The sequence below is a fragment of the Streptomyces sp. NPDC058045 genome, assembly GCF_042885635.1.
Taxonomy (GTDB): domain Bacteria; phylum Actinomycetota; class Actinomycetes; order Streptomycetales; family Streptomycetaceae; genus Streptomyces.
The window spans coordinates 178,279-198,681 of the sequence record NZ_JBHVRR010000001.1; the positions used below are offsets into that span (position 1 = coordinate 178,279).

Annotated in this window: 18 protein-coding genes; 17 read left to right on the top strand and 1 reads right to left on the bottom strand. The window is 72.7% G+C overall.

The features are described 5' to 3' along the window. The first annotated feature begins 26 nt into the window (after positions 1-26). Entirely contained in the window at positions 27-521 is a 495-nt protein-coding gene (locus tag ACFVST_RS00825) for an adenylyltransferase/cytidyltransferase family protein (protein ID WP_390145455.1), read from the top strand. Here the strand turns inward: ACFVST_RS00825 and ACFVST_RS00830 are convergent. Next, positions 481-1,209 carry a CDP-alcohol phosphatidyltransferase family protein gene (locus tag ACFVST_RS00830; protein ID WP_390145457.1) on the bottom strand — a complete coding sequence of 243 codons (729 nt, stop codon included), beginning with the start codon at positions 1,207-1,209 and terminating at the stop codon, positions 481-483. The two genes, ACFVST_RS00825 and ACFVST_RS00830, sit on opposite strands and share 41 nt — an antisense overlap. Before the next feature lie 181 nt (positions 1,210-1,390). Between ACFVST_RS00830 and ACFVST_RS00835 the strand changes: the two genes are divergently transcribed. The 16 genes from ACFVST_RS00835 to ACFVST_RS00910 all read left to right on the top strand — a co-directional run bounded on the left by ACFVST_RS00835 (position 1,391) and on the right by ACFVST_RS00910 (position 20,364). Then, positions 1,391-1,981 carry a DUF309 domain-containing protein gene (locus ACFVST_RS00835; RefSeq protein ID WP_390145459.1) on the top strand — a complete coding sequence of 197 codons (591 nt, stop codon included), beginning with the start codon at positions 1,391-1,393 and terminating at the stop codon, positions 1,979-1,981. 677 nt (positions 1,982-2,658) lie between these two features. Beyond that, the gene (locus ACFVST_RS00840) at positions 2,659-3,231 is read left to right on the top strand and encodes a DNA-binding response regulator (protein WP_390145461.1); all 573 of its coding nucleotides are present in this window, start codon (positions 2,659-2,661) and stop codon (positions 3,229-3,231) included. Further along, positions 3,222-4,043 carry an enoyl-CoA hydratase/isomerase family protein gene (locus ACFVST_RS00845; RefSeq protein ID WP_390145463.1) on the top strand — a complete coding sequence of 274 codons (822 nt, stop codon included), beginning with the start codon at positions 3,222-3,224 and terminating at the stop codon, positions 4,041-4,043. Before ACFVST_RS00840 ends, ACFVST_RS00845 begins: the two co-directional genes overlap by 10 nt. 49 nt (positions 4,044-4,092) lie before the next feature. Beyond that, entirely contained in the window at positions 4,093-5,385 is a 1,293-nt protein-coding gene (locus ACFVST_RS00850) for a beta-ketoacyl-[acyl-carrier-protein] synthase family protein (protein WP_390145465.1), read from the top strand. Beyond that, entirely contained in the window at positions 5,382-7,169 is a 1,788-nt protein-coding gene (locus ACFVST_RS00855) for a CoA-transferase (RefSeq protein WP_390145467.1), read from the top strand. Before ACFVST_RS00850 ends, ACFVST_RS00855 begins: the two co-directional genes overlap by 4 nt. After that, entirely contained in the window at positions 7,166-8,194 is a 1,029-nt protein-coding gene (locus ACFVST_RS00860) for a ketoacyl-ACP synthase III (protein WP_390145469.1), read from the top strand. Before ACFVST_RS00855 ends, ACFVST_RS00860 begins: the two co-directional genes overlap by 4 nt. 61 nt (positions 8,195-8,255) lie before the next feature. Continuing rightward, a complete protein-coding gene (locus ACFVST_RS00865) occupies positions 8,256-9,224 on the top strand; it encodes a ketoacyl-ACP synthase III (RefSeq protein WP_390145471.1) in 969 nt (322 codons plus the stop codon). Next, positions 9,217-10,140 (top strand): SDR family NAD(P)-dependent oxidoreductase, encoded by a 924-nt coding sequence (locus ACFVST_RS00870; RefSeq protein WP_390145473.1) that lies wholly within the window; start codon positions 9,217-9,219, stop codon positions 10,138-10,140. Before ACFVST_RS00865 ends, ACFVST_RS00870 begins: the two co-directional genes overlap by 8 nt. Further along, the gene (locus ACFVST_RS00875; RefSeq protein ID WP_390145475.1) at positions 10,137-10,961 is read left to right on the top strand and encodes an SDR family NAD(P)-dependent oxidoreductase; all 825 of its coding nucleotides are present in this window, start codon (positions 10,137-10,139) and stop codon (positions 10,959-10,961) included. Before ACFVST_RS00870 ends, ACFVST_RS00875 begins: the two co-directional genes overlap by 4 nt. Next, on the top strand, positions 10,958-12,337 hold the full coding sequence (locus tag ACFVST_RS00880; RefSeq protein WP_390145477.1) for a beta-ketoacyl-[acyl-carrier-protein] synthase family protein: 1,380 nt from the start codon (positions 10,958-10,960) through the stop codon (positions 12,335-12,337). The genes ACFVST_RS00875 and ACFVST_RS00880 overlap by 4 nt, the downstream gene beginning before the upstream one ends. Next, the gene (locus ACFVST_RS00885; protein ID WP_390145479.1) at positions 12,327-13,607 is read left to right on the top strand and encodes a beta-ketoacyl synthase; all 1,281 of its coding nucleotides are present in this window, start codon (positions 12,327-12,329) and stop codon (positions 13,605-13,607) included. Before ACFVST_RS00880 ends, ACFVST_RS00885 begins: the two co-directional genes overlap by 11 nt. Then, on the top strand, positions 13,604-15,145 hold the full coding sequence (locus ACFVST_RS00890; protein WP_390145481.1) for an SDR family oxidoreductase: 1,542 nt from the start codon (positions 13,604-13,606) through the stop codon (positions 15,143-15,145). The genes ACFVST_RS00885 and ACFVST_RS00890 overlap by 4 nt, the downstream gene beginning before the upstream one ends. Continuing rightward, on the top strand, positions 15,142-15,981 hold the full coding sequence (locus ACFVST_RS00895) for an SDR family oxidoreductase (RefSeq protein WP_390145483.1): 840 nt from the start codon (positions 15,142-15,144) through the stop codon (positions 15,979-15,981). The genes ACFVST_RS00890 and ACFVST_RS00895 overlap by 4 nt, the downstream gene beginning before the upstream one ends. After that, positions 15,981-17,690: a CocE/NonD family hydrolase gene (locus tag ACFVST_RS00900; RefSeq protein WP_390145485.1), complete on the top strand. Its 1,710-nt coding sequence runs from the start codon at positions 15,981-15,983 to the stop codon at positions 17,688-17,690. Before ACFVST_RS00895 ends, ACFVST_RS00900 begins: the two co-directional genes overlap by 1 nt. Then, on the top strand, positions 17,687-19,468 hold the full coding sequence (locus ACFVST_RS00905; RefSeq protein WP_390145487.1) for an ATP-dependent acyl-CoA ligase: 1,782 nt from the start codon (positions 17,687-17,689) through the stop codon (positions 19,466-19,468). Before ACFVST_RS00900 ends, ACFVST_RS00905 begins: the two co-directional genes overlap by 4 nt. Beyond that, positions 19,465-20,364 carry an enoyl-CoA hydratase/isomerase family protein gene (locus ACFVST_RS00910; RefSeq protein ID WP_390145489.1) on the top strand — a complete coding sequence of 300 codons (900 nt, stop codon included), beginning with the start codon at positions 19,465-19,467 and terminating at the stop codon, positions 20,362-20,364. The genes ACFVST_RS00905 and ACFVST_RS00910 overlap by 4 nt, the downstream gene beginning before the upstream one ends. Positions 20,365-20,403: the final 39 nt, after the last annotated feature.

Below are 20,403 nucleotides of genomic sequence, written 5' to 3' on the forward strand. Positions count from 1 at the left end.
CGGAGTTCTTTCTGGGGGGTTGGAGAGTGACAGCGGACCGTCCGTACCGGGTGGGCTATGCGCCGGGGGCGTACGACCTGTTCCACATCGGGCATCTCAACATCCTGCGCCATGCGCGGGCGCAGTGCGACTACCTGGTGGCGGGGGTGGTCTCGGACGAGATGGCGGAGCGCGCCAAGGGCCGGCGGCCGATGATCCCGCTGGTGGAGCGCCTGGAGATCGTGCGCAGTGTGAAGTACGTGGACGCCGCGTTCGTGGAGACGGTGCCGGACAAGCTGGACACCTGGCAACAGGTGCGTTTCGACGTGCTGTTCAAGGGCGACGACTGGCGCGGCACCCCCAAGGGCGACCGTCTTGAACGGGACTTCCGCTCGGTGGGTGTGGACGTCGTGTACTTCCCGTACACGGTGCACACCTCCAGCACCCAACTGCGGCGGGCACTGGACGCGCTGGCCGAGTCGGGGGACGAACAGGCGCCGTTCAGCGGGGAGTTGCGCTCAGTTCCCGGAACCACTTCGTGAGGAAGGCCAGCAGGAAGCACCCGGCCGCGGCGCCCAGGAGGGTGTAGGCCCAGCGGAACACCGTGCCACCGCCGAGCAGCAGGAAGACCAGGCAGAAGACACCGTGGTCGACCGGGAGCAGGGCCACCGCGCGCAGGGTGGACGGGGCGGGTGGTGCGGTGCCGGGGGCCGGTCGCGGCTTCAGCTTCTCGGTGAGCAGTCCGCCGAAGAAGGTGACGACGGCGGCGAGTTGGAAGCCGAGCGGCACCAGCAGCCAGGCGTCACCGGTCAGCCCGAAGTGGCCGGGGTGGCGGTAGAAGGCGATGAGGACGGCGGTGTGCAGCGCGGTGATCTTGGCGCAGTCCACCACATGGTCCAGCCACTCCCCGGCCGGGCTCGAACTGCCGCGCAGCCGGGCCAGTTGCCCGTCGGCGGAGTCGAAGGCGAAGCCGACGACCAGCCCGAGGCCGACCAGCAGCCCCAGAACGCGGCTCGGCGGTGCGAGCGCCAGCGCGGCCACCGAGGCGAAACTGAAGGCGGCACTGATCAACGTGACCTGATTGGGCGTCAGTTGGGCGGCATGGGCGGCGGCGGCCAGATAGCGCCCGGCGGGACGGTTGACGAATCGCGAGTACAGCGAGACACCCTTGGCCGACTTCTGCGCCGCCCGTAGTTCGGCCAGCGCGCCGGCACCCCCCGCACTCCCCATGACACTTCTCCCAGCTCGGTCGGTCCCTGATCCCCCGGCCGCACATCATCTCAGGTGCCCACCGACCGGCAAGACGCCCACGTCTCACGACCACACCTCCTCCGCGCCCTCCCCTCATCCGGAGCCCGCCCCTCTCCCGGTCCGCTGCGCCCTGGTGGCCGGCGGGCGGGACAATGGCGGTATGGACGACGGGCAGAGCAGCGACCGGGACCGCGGTCAGGACGGGGACGCGGACGCGACCGGTGCCGCGGACGTGACGGGTGCCGCGGGCGCGTCCGGTGTGCGGCGGGATCGGGACGCGGAGGGGCGGGCGCGCAATGCCCGCCCCCGCGACGGTCTGGGCCGCCCGCTGCCGTACGGCTCGGCCGGGGTGGAGCGGCAGCCCGAGGGCGTACGGCGCAGCCCGGCCGGGACGCTCGCCGAGGCGCAGCAACTGCTGGACGCGGGGCGGCCGTTCCACGCGCACGAGGTCTTCGAGGACGCCTGGAAGTCGGGTCCGGCGGCGGAGCGGCCGCTGTGGCGGGGACTGGCGCAGATGGCGGTGGGACTGACCCACGCGGCCCGCGGCAACGCCCGCGGCGGCGCCCGGCTCCTGCGCCGCGGCGCCCGGTCCGCAGCCGACTGGTCGACCACATCCGGCCAACCCCGCCCGTACGGCCTCGCCCTGGCGGACCTGGCCACCTGGGCGGAGACCTTGGCGGCCCGCCTGGACGCGGACCCCTCTCCCGTCGACCCATCGGCCTGGTCACCGACGCTGGGCGGTGGCGGGTGAGGGGGCGGCGGACGGCGGCTCCCGAATCACGCATTCCCTGACCGGAGAAGCGCGCCCGGAACAATAAACCGGCCACCCTCTATACACCTGTTATCAACTCGTACGCATCGGTAACCCAGAGACCGCTCTCACGGCGCCTATCAGGAAAATGCGTTGACGTGACAAGCCGCGGATCTACGACTACCGTTGATCAACAGAGTGGGGTTGACCACCGCACTTCAGCCTGTCCACATTCGGCCGTCAAGTCGACACCCGAACCGAGGGGTCCGTTTTGCACCGCAACTAACGGTTCGCCAGGACAAGTTCACTGGTGGCCCGCACCGTCAGGGAGTTCCCGCAATTGCTGACGTCGACATGAAACCGCGAGATCGCCGACATATTCGCATCGACTCCCGGCACCGGTGAGAGGTTCCCCTCCTCATTCCAGTGAGCACGCCACCGACGGAGCATCCCCTGATATTTTCCCGCTCTTCCCCTGCCCGGAGCGCAAGCCTCGCCCGAATAACCGTCCCCACACGAATAACCGTCGGCGCATTCCGGCCTTCGGGCTCCGGTATTCGCCATGTGTCAGAAGGAAGCAGAGAAAAGCGGCAGCAGGCGACGCCGCCGATACGCTACGAGGTCTTGTCATGGCGCAATTAGGCAGGTGCCGACTGCTGGTCCTGCACTCTTCTCCCTTGATTCGCAAGGCAGTTGCCGACCTCTTCCGAAACGATCCGCGCGTCGAGGTGCTGGACAGCCGTCCGCATCTCTCCGCCGTCAGCACACTGCGCGGTGGCCGCCCGGATGTGGCCCTGGTCGAGTACGAGCAGTGGCTGGAGGCGCGGGAGAACCTGGCGCGGTGGAACGAGGTCCGCGTGATCCTCTACAGCAGGGACAACGCGCCCCGCAGTGTCGTGGACGGCATGAGGGCGGGTGCCGCCGGGTTCGTCCATGAGTCGTGCCCACCCGAGGCCATCGTCAAGGGGCTGCATGACGTCATCCAGGGCCGCGGCTTCTGGCACCTCGGAGCGGAGCGGCCCGAACACCCCCCGCCGGAACAGCTTTCGGCCGGGGCGCGGCAGTGGGGGCTGAGCGAGCGCGAGGAGGAGATCCTCGACCTGATGCTCCTCCGCCGCTCCAACGAGGAAATCTCCCAAGAGCTGTGCCTCACCCAGCAGACGGTCAAGAACTACGCCAGCCGGGTCTTCCGGAAAGTCGGGGTGTCCGGGCGGAAGGAACTGTTCAGGATGGTGCGGCCATGCGGTTGACGGGTGGGGACGACGCGCTCCCCGAGGAGAGGCCCCTGCGGGTGGAGCGGGACGGCCGAGTGGTCACCGTCACGCTTGACCGGCCGCACCGCCGGAACGCGATGTCGACCGCGATGCTGGGTCAACTCGACGCAGAACTAAGGCAGTTGACGCGGACCGCGGCTTCCGTGAGTGCCTTGGTCCTGACCGGCGCCGGTGGAACGTTCTCCAGCGGAGCCGATGTCCGCGAGCCCGCGTGGCGTGACATCGCCGTCCGCTCGGTACGGCGGGCCCACTTCCGTGCGGTGTTCCAGGCGCTGCACGAAGCGCCCTTCCCCCTGATCGCGGCCGTCGAGGGGTACGCGCTCGGAGGCGGGCTGGAACTGGCGCTCGCCTGCGACCTGGTGGTGTCCGGAGAGGGGGCGCTGTTCGGGCTCCCCGAGCTGGCGGTGGGAGCCGTACCGGGCGGAGGGGCGGTCCACTCGCTGGTGCGGCGGGCCGGCCGCGGGGTCGCGGCCCGGCTGCTGCTCGCGGGAGAACGGGCGCGGGCGGACGCGCTCGTCGCACTCGGCGCGATCGAACGGGTCACACCGGACGGCGGTGCTCTGGCCGAGGCGCGGCGGCTGGCGGACTCCCTCGCCGCCCAGGACCCTGAACTCCTCAACGCCGGAGTCAGGTTGCTGCGGGACTCCGGCCATCTGGACCGCGTGGCGGCGCTCGGCGTGGAGAACGGCTACTGGTGGCAGGCCGCCGCGGCGGCCTCCGGCTCCCCTCAACCGGTAGCAGAGGGACTGCAGTTGGGTACCGAAGGTCACCATGGGACGCAGGTGTGAGTACTCGACGGCCATACCGGGCTCATATACGCGGCGTTAGGTTCGGCCTATGGACAGTAGCCGAACCCTTTCGCCGGGGCCTTCTGACGCCATCGTGCTGACCGGTATCGGATGCGTGCTGCCCGGCACCCCGGACGTCCATGCGTTCTGGGACCACGTCTCCACGGGGACATCGCAGGTGACCCGGCTGGAGCGGCCCGAGTTCGAAGCGGCCGGACTGCCGGTGCACGCGGCGGCGCAGCTCGGGGACTTCGACACCGCCGGCCGGCTGCCCGACCTCTCCCCGGCGCACGCGGCGAAGTACAACCGGGACATCCTGGCGACCATGGCGGCCGTCGAGGACGCGCTGAAGGACTCCGGACTCGACCGGGACCGGATCGCCCCGGAGCGGATCAGCGTCATCCAGTCCTCGTCCCGCGGTCCGCTGTCCTGGTGGCGCGACACCATCACCGCACCCCCGGAGCCGGACCCGTACGCGGGCAAGGCCTCGGCCATGTTCCGCGGGCTGACGAGTTGCCCGGCGACGCTGGCCGCGATCGGCATCGGCGCCCGCGGCCTGGTCACCACCCTGAGCAGCGCCTGCGTCGGCGGACACCACGCGATCGGCCTGGCCTTACGGGAGTTACGCGCCGGCAGCGCCGACGTCGTCCTCGCCGGCGGCCACGAGTTCCCCGTCATCCCCGAGATCGCCCGCTGCTATCTGGGCCTCGGTGACGGAGTGCTGTCCCCCGAAGCGGACGACCCCGCCTCCGCCGTGCGCCCCTACGACGCCGGCCGCCGCGGATTCGCCCTCGGCGAGGGCGCCATGACCCTCTGTCTGGAGCGCGAGTCCTCGGCGCGGGCACGGGGCGCCCGGATCTACGCCCGGGTCCTCGGTCACCGCGCCCTCAACGAGGCCGGCCACGCGACCAGCATGGACCTGGTCGGTGATGTCACGGCCTCGGTCGTCCGGGGCGTCCTTGACGAGGCCGGACGCAAGCCCGAGGACATCGGCTACGTCTGCGGCCACGGCACCGCCACCCGGTACAACGACATCGCCGAGAGCCGGGCCCTGCGCCGCCTGCTCCCCCGGCACGACGACGCGGACCTGCCGCCGCACGGTTCCAACAAGCCCGTCTACGGCCACACGTTCGGCATGGCCGGAATCATCAATGTGGCCGCGACCGCGCTGATGCTGCATCACCAGCGGCTGGCGCGCACCGCCAACCACCTCTCCCCCGACCCGGAGTGCGACCACGACCACGTCGCCGACGGGCCGCGCGACGCCGAGTTCGATCTCGCGGTCTCGCTGTCCTTCGCCTTCGGCTCGCAGACCTCCGTGATGGCCTTGGAGCGCGTATGACCACCACCTCGGAACACCGTCCCGCCGGCGGCCACCCGCGTCCCGCTCGGGTCCCCTATCTGGCGTCCGGCCCGGACGACCTGGTGCGCCGCTTCGTCCGCGAGGGCGACCACCTCCACGCGGCGGCGACGATGTCACGGCCCAACGCCCTGCTCAACGCGGTGTGCCGGGCCTTCGCCGGCAGCCGCAGCCTGACCGTCAGCACCACCGCCGTGCACTCCAGCGCGCACGCGCTCGCCCTGTCCGGAGCCGTACACAAGGTCATCACCGGCTTCGTGGGCGACACGTTCCCCTCGCCGCGCCCCAACCGCCTCTACCGTGAACTCGCCGAAGGCCGGCCGTTCGAGGTCGAGATGTGGTCGCTGCTCAGCTACACCCAGCGCCTGATGGCCGCGGCGCTCGGCCAGCCCTTCGCCACCACCGGTTCGATGCTCGCCGAGACCGACCTGCGCCACGGCAAGGAGGGAACCCTCCACCTCGTACCGCACCCGGAGGACCCGGGGCGCACCGTCACCCTCCTCAGCCCGCTGCGGCCCCGCTTCACCCTCTTCCACGGGGTGTGCGCCGACCGCCGGGGCAATGTCGTGGCCTGCCCGCCGATGGGCGAGGGCGCGTGGTCCGCCTACGCCGCCACCGAGGGGGTGCTGGCCTCCGTCGAGGCGGTGGTCGACGACGAGGTGGTCGCGGCGATGCCGGACCGGGTGGTGATCCCCGCCGCCCGTGTCCTCGGCCTGTGCGCGGCGCCCCTCGGCGCGCACCCGCAGTCCCTGCGCACCGCCGGACTGGCCGGAGTCGACGGCTATCTCGACGACTACGACTTCCTCACCGGCATCGTCGCCGCCTGCAAGGACCCGCGGACCGCCGCCGACTGGTACGAGACCTGGGTCGGCGGGGTGGCGAGCCACACCGAGTACCTGGAGCGCCTGGGCGAGGAGCGCCGCGCCTCCCTCGTCTTCCCCCGTGGCGTGCCCGCGCCCCGGGACGTGCCGAGGTCGCCGGAGCCGGTCGGCGAGCCCACGGAGCAGGAGCAGTTGATCGTGCTCGGTGCCCGCACCGTCGCCGACCTGGTCCGGGAACGCGGGTACGACACCCTGCTCGCCGGGATCGGCACCTCCCACATGTCCGCGTGGCTCGCGGCCCGGATGCTGGCCGCCGACGGCGTCCAGGTGCAGGTGGCCGCCGAGTTGGGGCTTCAGTCGATGGACCCCGAGCCCGGTGATGTCTTCCTCTTCAGCCAGCGGCACGCCGAGCGTTCGCAGATGCTCAGCGGGATCGCGGAGACGCTGGGCGGGGCGGTCGCAGCCAACCCGCGCTGTCTGGGCGTGCTCTCCGCCGCCGAGATCGATCCGGCCGCCAACATCAACACCACCCTCCTGCCCGACGGCCGCTGGATCACGGGCACCGGCGGCGCCAACGACATCGCCTCCTCCGTCGACTGCGTCGTCATCGCGGTCGCCTCGGCCCGCCGGTATGTGCCGCGGCTGACCCACCACACCAGTCCGGGCCTTCATGTCCGCGACGTGGTCAGCCAGTTCGGGCGTTTCACCCGGGCCGATGCCGGTGCCGGCTTCGCGCTGCGGAGCTGGCTGCCCCCGGTGCCCGGACGCGGCCGGTCCGGGCAGGACCTGCCCACCAGCCCGGAGGCGGCCCTGCGCGACCTCACGGGCTGGACCGCCCCGGCGGACGGCTCGGGCATCAGCCCGCACCTCACCGACGAGAAGGCCGTCACCACCGAAGAACTCTCCCTGCTGCGCACCATGGATCCGGAAGGTTTCTACCGATGACCGCCACGACCGAGGCGACGGCCCACCTCCGCCCGCTGCCGTCCACCGCGATAGCCCCCGTCCGGCTCGCCGGCATCGGTCACTACTTCCCCGGTGAGCCGATCACCAACAGCCACTTCGAGCAGTTGGAGGCGCTGGGCATCGACGACGCCTGGATCCGCAAGCACACCGGGATCGTCAGCCGCCACTGGCCCGCCGACGAGAAGGAACGCGCGGTGGAGATGGCCGCGAAGGCCGTCGACCACGCGCTCACCGCCGCGGGCCTCGGCCCCGACGACATCGACCTCGTCATCGGCACCACCTCCACCACCCGGCCCCGCGTCAACCCCTCCAGCGCCACCAACAACTACATGGACATCTCCCTGCCGCTCCAGCGGCAGGCCGGGCTGCGCCACGCCACCTGCTTCGACGTCACCTCCGTCGCCTGCGCCGGGTTCATGTACGGCACCGCCACCGCCGCCGGTCTGCTGCCCGCCCTGGGGATGCGCAACGCGCTGGTCGTCTGCGCGGAGAATCCGCGCCCGATCCTGAACTTCGACTACCGCTACTCGGCCCTCTTCGGGGCGGGCGCGGCGGCAGCGGTCTGGTCGGCCGACACCGAGGAGCGCGGACTGCTCGACGTGGCGCTGCACGCCGACGGTTCGTACTTCGACGCCTTCGACATCGACGAGAACGACAAGATGCTGATGCGGGGACGGGAGATCGGGGACGTCGGCCCGAAGCTGCTCTCCCAGGTCGGCCGGGAGATCCTGGAGCGCAACGACCTGACGATGGACGACATCGACTGGTTCGTACCGCATCAGGGCAACCTCAACATGATCGACGAGGTGTGCCGGACGCTGGACGTCCCGCGGGAGAAGCTCCTGACCAACATCCAGGAGCGCGGCAACACCTCCAGCGTCTCCATCCCGAGCTGCCTCTCCGAGAACATCGCCTCCGGGACGATCCGCCCCGGCGCGCTCGTCGCGACGATCGGCATCGGCCGCGGGCTGAGCTGGGGCGGGATGCTCCTGCGGATCCTGTAGTCGGCCACGGCCTCTCATCAGCCTGACGGCACCCGGCCCAGGCCCAGTTGGAAAGCGAAAGATGCACGACGAGACCTCCCTATGGCGCGACAGCGGTCTGCGCCTGTCCGGATTCGGGCACTACTACCCCGAGTCCCTGATCGAGAACGAGCCGGCGGACGACCCCGCGGGCAACGCGGTGGACGACGCCGTCATCGGCCGGCTCGACGTACGCAGCCGTCATGTGGCGGGCGAGGAGGAGACCCCGGCGTACATGGGTGTCCGGGCCGCGCGCGCCGCGCTGGAGCAGGCGGGCGTCGGCGTCGACGAGGTGGACCTGCTCGTCCTCAGCAACTGGACGGACCGCCAGTTCGTTCCCGAGTGGGGCCCGTACACCGCCCATCTGCTCGGCTGCGACCGGGCGCTCGCCTTCGACGTCTGCGGTGCGTGCACCGGCTTTGTGCACGGGGTGCAGACGGCGGCCTCGTTCCTCGGCACCCGCCCCGACTGGCGCCACGCGCTGGTCGTCTCCAGCGAGCGCTTCTCCCGCCGGGTGCGCCCCGGGAGCAAGGGCGAGCTGGTCGTGGGCGATGCGGCCGGCGCGGCCGTACTGTCGCGCGGGGACGGGCGGGACGGCGGCCTGTGGGATTCGCTGCTGGTCAGCGAGGGCTCCGGCCGGGAGACAGTGACCGTCTACCCGCCCACCGGCTGGATCAGGAGCGACCGCGAACTGGTCTCCATCGCGGCCGGTTCCCACACGGACCTGGCGGCGCGGATGCTGGCCAGATCCGGCATCACGATGGACGACATCGACTGGGTCGTACCGCACCCGGGGACCGGTCAGCTCCACACCGCCGTACGCGAGCGCCTCGGCATCCCCGAGGAGCGCTTCATCACCAACTACGAGGTACGGGCCAACACCGGCAGCGCCTCCGTCCCCATCGTGCTCTCGGAGATGTCGCGCGACGGACGGCTGCGGTCCGGGGACCTCTGCTACACGCCGACCGTCGGCTCGGGCTGGTACTACGGGGGGCTGCTGTTCCGTGTCTGAGCAACCGCCCGCGCACGGGGGCGCCGAGGGCCGCGGCACCGCGCTGGTGACCGGTGGCAGCCGGGGCCTCGGTGCGGCCATCGCCCGGCAACTGGCCTCCACCGGCTGGCACACCGTCATCTGCGGACGGGACCGGGAGCGCCTGACCGCCGCCGTGCGGCGGGGCGCCGACGCCGGAGTGATACTCCACCCCGCCCAGGCCGACGTCACCGACGAGAAGTCGGTGGCCGCTCTCTTCGAGTGGCTCGCCGGGAACGCGCCACCACTCGGGCTGTGCGTCAACAACGCGGGCAGCAACTTCTCCCGCCGCCTGGTGAGCGTCAGGGAGCAGCCCGACGGCCCGCCCCTGCTCTCCGCGCACCCGCTGGAGGACTTCGAGCGGGTCGTCACCGCCCTGCTGACCGGCACCTTCCTGGTCGGACGGCACGCGGCGCAGACCATGCTGGCCACCGGTACGCCCGGAGCCATCGTCAACATCTCCTCCACGGTCCGCCACGGCGCGTACGGGCAGTCCGCGTACTGCGCGGCCAAGTCCGGCGTCGAGGCGCTCACCCGGACCTGGGCCACCGAACTCGGCGAGTACGGCATCCGCGTCAGCGCGGTCGCACCGGGTGTCATCGACGGTGAGGCGCTGCGCAGGCGTTCGGCGGCCAGCGAGCGGCACGCCGCGTACATGGCCGATCTTCAGCGCCATGTGCCGCTGCGCCGCTGGTGCGACGAGCAGGACGTGGCGGAGGCGGTGGCCTTCGCCGCGAGCAACCCCTCGGTGACGGGCACCGTGCTGGAGGTCGACGGGGGCGGGCTGCCCGCCCGTGTCCTGCCTCCGGCCGACCGCACCCCGAAGGACCCGACTCCCCACCCGCGTACCGCAGTTGTGGCGGCGGACCTCCCCCAGAAAGCGGAGAACTCAGCATGACCAGCGGCTTCGCGCCCACCCTGCTCGAAGGCAGGACCACCTTTCTGACGGGCGCCAGCAGCGGCATCGGTGCCGTACTGGCGCGGATGCTCGCCGCGCACGGCTCCCGGGTCGCGCTCATGGCCCGCAGCGAGAAGGAGCTGCGGGTCCTGGCCGAGGAGATCAACACGGCCGGCGGGCGGGCGGCCGCGGTCCCCGGCGACCTCACCGACGCCGACAGCGTGCGCGCGGCGGTCCGGGCGGCCGAGGAGCGACTCGGCCCGATCGACCGGCTGGTGCACTGCGCGGGCGAGGCCCGCAACCAGGCCTTCCTCTGCGACCAGGATGAGGAGCAGTGGACGGCCACCCTCGACATCAACCTGCTGGGCGCCTTCCGGGTGGCCCGCGCGGTGGTGCCGGGGATGATGGAGCGCCGTGAGGGGAACATCGTGATGGTCTCCTCCATCGCGGGGAAGCGCGGTCTTCCGGCCAACACCTCCTACTGCGCCTCGAAGTTCGGCCTCAACGGCATGACGCAGGCGCTCGCCGCCGAGCTGGGCGCCTTCGGGGTCCGGGTCAACGCGGTCTGCCCGGGGCTCACCGACAGCCCCGCCGCGACCGACGGCACCCGGTACGGGGACGCCTTCATGGCCGGCATCGCCAAGCACCACGGTCCCCCCGACCTCACCTGGGAGCGGTATCTCAGGCGCGCGGTCAACAGCACGATCCTGCGCCGCCTGGTCCGCCCCGAAGAGGTCGCGGCGCAGGTGCTGTTCCTGCTCTCCGACCTGTCCGGCGGGATGACCGGGCAGGCCGTCAACGTGGACGCGGGGGCTCTGTGAGCGGCGGCCCCGGTGAGGGCGGGACACCGCCGGGGACGCCGCTCGCCCCCGCCGCCCGCCCCTGGACACCCGGCCCCCGGGACGCGGTGGTCACCGGGATGGGCTTCTGCCTGCCCGGGCCCGGCGGCGAACCGGTGCGCACGGCCGAGGACGTCTGGGCCACCGCCGCCACCGGCACCAGCCATGTCGACCGCGGCGGCTTCCACCACGGCACGGTGCACGGCGCCCGGGAGGCCTTCGCCGAACTGCTGCCGGAGATGCCGGCCCGCTATCTGCGCAGCTACGCGGACGTCCACCTCTACGGGTTGATCTCGCTCGCCGAGGCCTGCGCGGACGCCGGGCTCGACCACCGCGCGGGCGGGCTGCGCGGCGCGGACGTCCTCACCGCACGCGCCGGGGTGGACAGCAACTACGACAGCTACCGAGCCTGGCACGACGCCGATCCGTCGACGATCAGCCCGGCGGACGCCAAGTCCCTCTTCGTCCGGCTGCTGATGGCGGGTACCTCCAGCGACGTCGGCCCGGTGCAGGCGGCCCTGCTCGGCAGTACCGGCGCCAACTACACGGTGAGCTGCGGCTGCGCCTCCTCCGCCGTCCTCCTCGGTATCGCCCGGACGATGATCGCCGCCGGGCAGAGCGACCTGGTGGTCGTCACCGGCGTCGACCGCTTCGACACCGAACGGGTGCTGCACGGGCACCGGTTGAGGGAGGTCGTGGAGCGCGAGGGGGTGACCGTACGGCACAACGACGACCCGCCGGCCGCACCCCGGCACGACCGCCCGATGCGCCCGTACGACGCGGCGGGCGACTGTATGAACTACGGCGACGGCTCGGTGACGCTCATCCTGGAGAGCCGGGAGCACGCCGCCGCGCGCGGTGCCCGGGTGCACGGCGGCGTCCTCGGCCAGGCCACCACCCGCGGCGGACTGAACAGCGCGGTCGCCATCGACACCGGCGGCACCGGACTGGCCGAGGCCGCCCGCCGTGCCCTCGGCGGCCACACCTCACTGGCCCAGGTCCCGTACGTCAACGGCGGCGGTGAGGGCGACGCGCTGTTCACCCGCGTCGAGTCCAACGCCGTACGCCGGCTGTGGGGCGAGAAGTCCCGGCGGGTGCTGGTCAGTTCGCAGGAGGCGTGCTTCGGCCACAGCGGCGCCCCGCTCGGCAATCTGGGCACCGCGCTGACGCTGATGATGATGCGGGAGAGCCAGGTCTGCCCCACGGCCAACTGCCGGACACCCTCGCCGGTCTGCACCTTCGACCCGGTGCCCGGGACGAGGACCCGGCCGCTGCGGTTCGACCGGGCGCTGAGCTTCAACTACCAGGTGGGCGGCGTCAACAGCGCCCTGCTGCTGGGCGGTGCCGATGCCCGCTGAGATCCCGCTCCTGCGCCTGGCCGGCACCGGATTCGTCCTGCCGGGTCCCGACGGCCGCGCCTGCACCGACCTGGACACCTTCTGGCGTGTGGTCAGCGACGGGACGAGCTGCCTGTCGCCGTACACCCATCCCGAACTGCCGCTCCGGATCGCCGGAACGGTCGACGGCTGGGCCCCCCGCATCGACGAGCCGCTGTCCGAGCGGCAGATCCGGCGGTCCTCACGGGCCGGGCTGATGGCGGCCGAGGCGGTCCACCGAGCCCTGGCGCACGCGGAGTTGACCGCCGGCGACCTCGATCCGGAACGCACCGTACTGGTGGCCTGCTCGCTCCAGTTCGCCTTCCCGGAGTCCGAGCGCTACCACAACCTGGTCCGGGACAAGGGGGCCGCCGCGCTCGGTATGGAGTACTGGCTCAACGGGACGCCGCCGAGCGTGGTGGGCACCGTCGCCTCGGGGCTCCGACTGCCGTGCCAGACCCTGAGTGTGGCCGGTTCCTGCAACGTCGCGCTGCGGACGGTGCATCTGGTCCAGCAGATGTTCCGGTGCGGGGACATCGACCGGGCCGTCGTCGTCGGCGTCGACACCACCGTGGACCCGGTGTTCGTGGCGGGCACCAGCCACACCGGGCGCAGCGGTTACCGTGCCTCGTCGCTCTCGGCCGACCCCGCGGACGTCCGGCCGCACGACGAGATCCAGACCGGGAACGCCACCGGGGAGGGCGCGCTCGCCGTCGTCCTGGAGGATCCCGCGGCGACCGGGGACCGGGCGGGCCTGCTGCACCGGGCGCATCCGCACACCTCACGCTCCAACGGCCCGTCCACGGTCGCCACCGGCCCGCCCGCCAATGTGGTCGGCGACGTCCTGGCGACGCTGGCCTCGGCCGGGCGGACCCTCGGGGACATGGCGTTCGTCAACGACTTCGCGGACGGCAACCGGTTCGTCGAGGACCACCTCTGCCAGGCCCTCACCGAGGTGCGGGAGGCCACCGGGTACCGGGGCGGGCTCCAACTGACCAACCAGGAGGCGGTGTTCGGCCATGTCGCCGGCACCGGCGGCCTGGTCAAGCTCCTCGCCAGCCTGCTCATGCTGCGCACCGGCCGCATCGCCCCCAGCGCCAACACCCTTGTCCCGTACTCGGGTCTGCCGGCCGATCCGGTCCCGCCGGGCGGCGTGCCGACCGGCGGCGACAGCGCGCTCGTCATGGCCTCCGGGGCCGGCGGCGACGCCACGAGCATGGTCATCGAATACGAAGGCGGCGACTTGCCATGACCCACGTCCACAACCCGGCACCCGTCCCCGGGACGGAGCCCGCGAGCCCGCCGCGTACACCGGTCAGCACCCGGGTGGTCGTCGACCGCTCCGGGGCCGCGGAGGCCCCGGTCCAGCCGTTCCTGGACGGGCTGGCCGCACTCGGCCTCGTCCCGCTCGTCCCGGAGGACCCGCGCTCCGCGGACTCCGGGCCGGCCACCGCGTACTGCGCGCTGCTGCTGGGCGAGGAGGCCTACGGCTCGCCGCGTTCGCAGGGCCTGGACCGGGCCCGGGTGCGGGCCGCCGCGCTGGGTATGGCGGCGCGGGGCCGGGGGCGGCTGGTCCTGGTGACCGACGCGGCGGGCGAACCGCACACCGGTACCGATCCCGACCGGCACGCACGGCTCGCGGGCGATCTGGCCTGGTGGCAGCATCTGGTCGCCGAGGTGGCCGGGCGCGGCGTCACCGGCAACACCGTGGTCACCGGCTACGCACCCGAGTTGGGCCACCGCCTGCCCGGGGCGGCGGAGGCCGCGCTGCTGCCCTACCTGGTGCAGCGGCGCGCCACCACCGTCGCCGATGTGACGGCCGCCGTCGCCTTCCTCCTCTCCGAAGGGTGCTCCTACCTGGTCGGCGAGACCCTGCGGGCCGACGGGGGCGCGAACATCGGCCACATCCCGTCCCTGCCGGCCGCACCACCGGCCCCGCGCGCCCCGCGCCGCGGTGTCCCCGGAGAGCGGACCGCGCCGGAGCCCTTCACCCGGCAGGACCTGCTGGGCCGGCGGATCCTGGTGGCGGGCGCCAGCAGCGGTATCGGCCGGGCCGCCGCCCTGCACCTGGCCGAACGCGGGGCGGACGTGGTGCTGGCCGCGCGGCGCACCGGAGCCCTGGACGAGGTCGGCGGCGAGATCGCCGCGCTCGGCCGCCGCGCCTGGCCGCTGCGCTGCGACCTGTCCGACCCCGAGGACGCCGCCACCCTCGGCGAACGCGCCTGGACGGCCGCCGGCGGCGTCACCGGCCTGCTGTACGCGGCCGGGCACCTCGGATTCAGCGCGGTCGGCGGCGACCCCGCCTCCCTCGCCCGGACCTTCGCCGTCAACCTGCACAGCTTCGTCGCCGTGACCGAGTACCTGACGGCCCGCTGGCGGGACGAGGGGACGCCGGGTGCCGTGGTGGGCGTCTCCTCGGTCAGCTCCACCCTCAGTCCGGTCGCGGGGCTGGAGTACTACGGCGCCAGCAAGGCCGCGATGGCGCAGTACATCCGCTGCCTCGCGGTCTCGGTGGCCCGTCACGGCATCCGGGCCAACTGTGTGGCTCCCGGCATCATCGAGACGCCGATGGGGGACGCGGCGGGGCCGGAGCACCGGCGCGGCTGGATCAGCCGCATCCCGGCCGGCCGAGTGGGGCAGCCGCACGAGGTGGCCGCGATCCTCGGCTTCCTGCTGAGCGGTTCCGCGTCCCGGGTGACCGGCGCGGTGCTGCGCGCCGACGGCGGATTCGGCCTCGGCGACGTGGCCCCGCTGCGGCCGGGCTTCCGAGCGGCGGCGGAGATCCGGTGAACGCGGGCCTGGAAGCAGGGGAGTTGGCGGACCCGTCGTCCGGTTCGCCGCCGGTGGCGCTCGTCGCCGGAGCCTCGTCCGGGATCGGGGCGGCCGTCGCACGGCGGCTGGCCGCACGCGGCAGCGCGGTGGCGCTGGTCGGCCGGCGGGAGGCCGAACTCCGGGACGTCGCCGAGTCGATCCGGGCCGCGGGCGGTACGGCGCTGCCGCTGAACCTGGACCTCGCCGCGCCCGGTGCCCCCGCCGAGGCGGTCGCGGCCACGACCGAGGGCCTGGGGCCGGTCGGTGTGCTGGTGTGCTGCGCGGGCGCGATCCGGCTGGCCGCGATCCACGAGAGCGAGGAGCGGCACTGGGAGCAGCAGCTACGGGTCAACCTCACCGTGCCGTTCCTGCTGGCGCGGGAGGTGCTGCCCGGGATGCGCGGGCGCGGCTCCGGCTGGATCGTGAACATCGGCTCCGGTGTGGGGTCCGAAGTGGTGCCGGGCAGCGGGGGTTACGGCGTCAGCAAGCACGCCGTGCAGCGGCTCACGGAGCTGATCCACGAGGAGAACCGCGACCACGGTGTCCGGGCGGTCACCGTCGCGCCGGGCTGGGTCGCCACCCGGCTCGCCGCCCGGCCTTCCCGGCTCGGCGTCCCCGCCGAGGAGGTGCTCGTCCCGGAGGACATCGCGGACACCGTGGAGTGGCTGCTCGACCGGCCGCCGCGGATGCAGGTGGGGCCGCTGATCCGGGTGGAGCCCACCGCGAGCCGGGCCGCCGCCGGTGCCGCCATGACCCGCCATCTGACCCGCTCGCACACCGAACGCACCGGATCGGCCGGAAAGGACAACCACTGATGGGCAGGACAACTCTCGTCGAGCACGATGTGCCGGTGGAGATGCGGGACGGGACGGTGCTGCGGGCCGATGTGTGGCGCACCGCCGACGGCCCGCCGTCACCCGCCGTGCTCTTCCGCACCCCGTACGGCAAGGCCCAGTTGGGGCTGGCCACCCTCACTCCCGCCCAGTGCGTGGAGCGGGGCTACGCGGCCGTGGTGCAGGACACCCGGGGCCGGTTCGCGTCGGAGGGCGACTGGGCTCCGCTGGACTGGCACCAGGAGGGGCCGGACGGTTACGACACCGTCGAGTGGACGGCCGAACAGCCCTGGTGCGACGGCAAGGTGGCCATGGCCGGCACCTCGTACCAGGCGATCGTGCAGTGGCTGGCGGCCGTGGAGAAGCCCCCGCATCTGCGGGCCATCGCGCCCGCCATGTCCACCTCGGCCGACTTCGACGCCGAACAGCTCGGCGGCGCACTGCGGTTGGACCACCTGACGAGCTGGCTCGGGCTGACCGCGCTGGAGTGGGTGCAGCGGCGGGCCGCGGCGGGCGATCCGGTGGAGGGCTCGATCGTGGCCGAGGTGGTGCGGCTGCTCACCGCGCCCGACATGTCGCTGCGCCGGTGGCCGCTGGCCTCGATCCTCGACTTCGAGGGGTTCCCCGGGCGGCTGCGGGACATCTTCGCGGGGCGGGTGGCCACCATGGCCGCCTACCCCCTCGCGGACGTCGACGTCCCCACCTTCTCGGTGGGCGGCTGGTACGACGTGTTCTCCTTCGGCACCATCGAGCTGCACCGCGCCCTGTGCGCCCAGGACCCATCGGGTGACCGGCACGAGCTGGTCGTCGGACCCTGGGTGCATTCCGGTCAACTCCCGCAGGTGCAGGGCGAGTTGAACACGGGCCTGTACGGCTCCGCGGCGGGCGCGGGCCTGGCCGGTCTGCATCTGGACTTCTTCGACCGACATCTGCGGGGCTCAGGTGACGAACCCGCCGAGGACCCCGCTGGCACCGTGCGCTACTTCCTCCTCGGGGAGGACAACTGGCACCGGACGACGTCCTGGCCGCCCCCCGAGGCGGTGGACTCGGAGTGGTACCTGGCAGGCCCGGACGACATCGACGGCACCGGCCGGCTGCTGACCGCGGCGCCCGAAGTCGCCCCGGGGCACGACGAGTTCACCTACGACCCGGAGGACCCGGTGCCCTCCCACGGCGGCCGGGTGCTCCAGCTCGGGCGGCTGACCGCGGGACCGCTCAACCAGTCCCACCTGGAGAGCCGCCCCGACGTGCTCTGCTACACCTCCGCCCCGCTCACCGGACCGCTGGACGTGGTCGGACGGCAGCGGCTGCGGCTGCGCTTCGGTACGGACGCCCCCGCCACGGCCGTGGTCGCCAAGCTCACCGATGTGCATCCGGACGGCCGTTCGCTGCTGGTGGCCGAGGCCAGCCTTCGGCTGGACGCCGACGGTGACACCCCGGCGGACGGCCCGCACGTCGCGGAGCTGCTGCTCGGTGACACGGCCTGGCGCTTCGCCCCCGGGCACCGGCTGCGGGTCCACGTCACCAGCAGCAACTTCCCGCACCTGGACCGCCACCCCAATGTGCCGGGCCCCATCGGTCAGGCCGACCACAGCCGCCCGGCACGGCAGTCGGTCTGGTACGGCGGCGGGTACCAGAGCGTGCTCCGGCTCCAGACGCTGCCCGCGCGGAGCGGGAAGGAGACCGCATGAGCGCCGACGGGCACGACCCGGCCCCGGCAGCACCCTCCGCGCCGCACGCGGCGGGACCCTTCCAACTCCCCGTCCAGCGCGACTCGTCGGTCCTTCCGCCTCCCGCCGCGCACCCCTCCGATGTGCTGGACCCCGTCTCGGCCGAGGTGCCGACCGCGGCGCAGTGCGTACTCGGCCCGCTGCTGAGGCGGCGCGCCGCCGGCACCCCCACCGCCCCGTACGCGCTGATGCCCGACGGTGAGGTCTGGACGTACCGGCGCACCCTCCAGGAGACCGAGGAGACGGCCGCCGCACTCCAGGCCCTCGGGGTCGCACCGGGCGAACTGGTCCTCAGCTGGCTGCCGAACGGGCCGGAGGCACTGCGCACCTGGTACGGGGTCAACATGGCCGGCGCGGTGCTGGTGCCGCTCAACATCGCCTATCGCGGCACGATCCTGCACCAGGTGATCGCCGACAGCGGTGCCGAGGTCCTGATCTGCCGCCCGTCGCTGGCGGCCCGGCTCACCGAGTCGGCACAGCCCCCGGGAAAGGTGCGCACGATCGTCCTGCTGCCGGGCCCGGACGAAGCCCCGGACAAGGTGCGGGCACTCGCCGAGCAGCTCTCCAGGAGGTTCCGCGTACACACCGGACTGCGCGCGGACCGCGGCGAGTTCACCGAACCGGTGCCCGCGCCCCAGCCGTGGGACCCGCAGACCGTGATCTACACCTCGGGCACCACCGGCCCCTCCAAGGGCGTCGTCTCCTCCTACGCCCACCTCTACAGCAGTTGCACGGCCGCCTTCCACGGCATGGCCGGCCCGGAGGACCGCTACCTCCTGCAACTGCCGCTGTTCCACGCCGGCGGCACCATCGGCGCCTACGGGATGCTGGTGTACGGCGCTTCCGTGACCGTCGTACCCGCCTTCACCACCAGCGAGTTCTGGCCGCTGATCCGGCGTACGGGCACGACGCTCTGCACCCTCCTCGGCGTGATGGCCACCTATCTGCTGAAGCAGCCGGCGGTGCCGCAGGACACCGGGCATCCGCTGCGGGCGGCGTATGTCATCCCGTTCACCGAGGGTGCGCGGGAGTTCGCCGAACGGTTCGGGGTGTCGGTGCGCGCCCTGTTCAACATGACCGAGGTGTCCTGCCCGGTGCTCTCGGACCCCGGCCACGCGCCGGACGTCCCGATGCACTGCGGGCGGCCCCGTCCCGGCATCACCGCCCGGGTCGTGGACGACCACGACCGGGAGGTCGCGGACGGTGAGACGGGCGAACTGATCCTCCGGGCGGACCGCCCGTGGGCGTTCAACAGCGGCTATCTCGGCAGGCCCCAGGAAACGGCCGCCGCCTGGCGCAACGGGTGGTTCCACACCGGGGATGGCTTCCGGCGCGCTCCGGACGGCGGTCTGGTCTTCGTGGACCGCAAGAAGGACGCCATCCGCAGACGCGGGGAGAACATCTCGTCCTTCGAGGTGGAGACCCAGGCGGTCGCCCATCCCGAGGTGCTGGAGGCGGCGGCGGTGGCCGTGCCCGGCGACGAGGGCGAGGACGAGGTGCTGCTGGTCGTCGCCGGCCGCACCCCCGCCGCGCCGGTGCCACCCGAGGCACTGCTGGCGTTCCTCCGGGAGCGGCTCGCCCACTTCATGCTGCCTCGGTACATCCGGCTGCTGCCCGAACTGCCGAAGACACCCACCGGCAAACCCACCAAGCACACCCTGCGCGCCGAAGGCGTCACCGAGGACACCTGGGACCGGGAGGCGGCGGGCATCCGGATCCGACGGGAGAGGATCGTATGAGCCAGGACCGACCTCCGACGGAGTCGGAACCCCCGTCGGAACCCCCGGGCGAATGGGCCGGCGCCGCCACCGAGTCCTTCGCCGGTTTCGCGGAACGCATGACCGGCGCGGAGCCCCTGCACGCCAGCCTGGACGGCGGGGTCGCCACCCTGACGCTGAACCGGCCGCACCGCCGCAACAGCCTTGATCTCGCGCTCTCGCAGCGGCTGTTGCGGGGGCTGATGTGCGCGGGCGACGACCCCGAGGTGCGCACGGTCGTGATCACCGGGAACGGCGGGGCGTTCTGCGCGGGCGACGACGTGGGCAGTGTGCGCCGGTGGCGGCGGGGCGACCGCGGTGACACCCCCTTCGACCCGATCACCTCCGACGCCCACTATCTGCGTGTCTGCGAGGCGATCCTGCACCTGCCCAAACCGGTGATCGCCGGGTTGGCCGGGGCGGCGGCGGGGGCGGGCGCGGAGATCGCCTGCGCGGCCGACTTCCGGCTGGCCGACACCCGTGCCGCCATCGGCAGTTGCCTGGCCCAGGTCGGGCACATCGGGAACGTGGTGCTGATGTCCCGGCTGACCGGTCCCGCGCGCGCCACGGAGATCTACCTCACCGGACGGATGGTCTCCGGCACCGAGGCGGTCCGCCTGGGCCTGTTCGACCAGCTCTGCGAACCGGAGGCCTTCGACGGCGAACTCGCCTCCCTCGCGGCCCGGTTCGCCGCACTGCCGACGGCCTCGGTGGGACTGTTCAAGGAGTTGCGGGAGCGGAGCTGGGGGCAGCCGGCGGAATACGGACTGCGCCTCCAGGACGCCTACCACCTCAAGACCCATGCCACCGTCGCCGATGCCCGTGAGGGAGTGGCGGCGTTCGCCGAGAAGCGGCCTCCCCACTTCAGCGGCAGGTGAACGGCCGAGCCGCCCTCAGCACAGGGACGGAAAGCAATC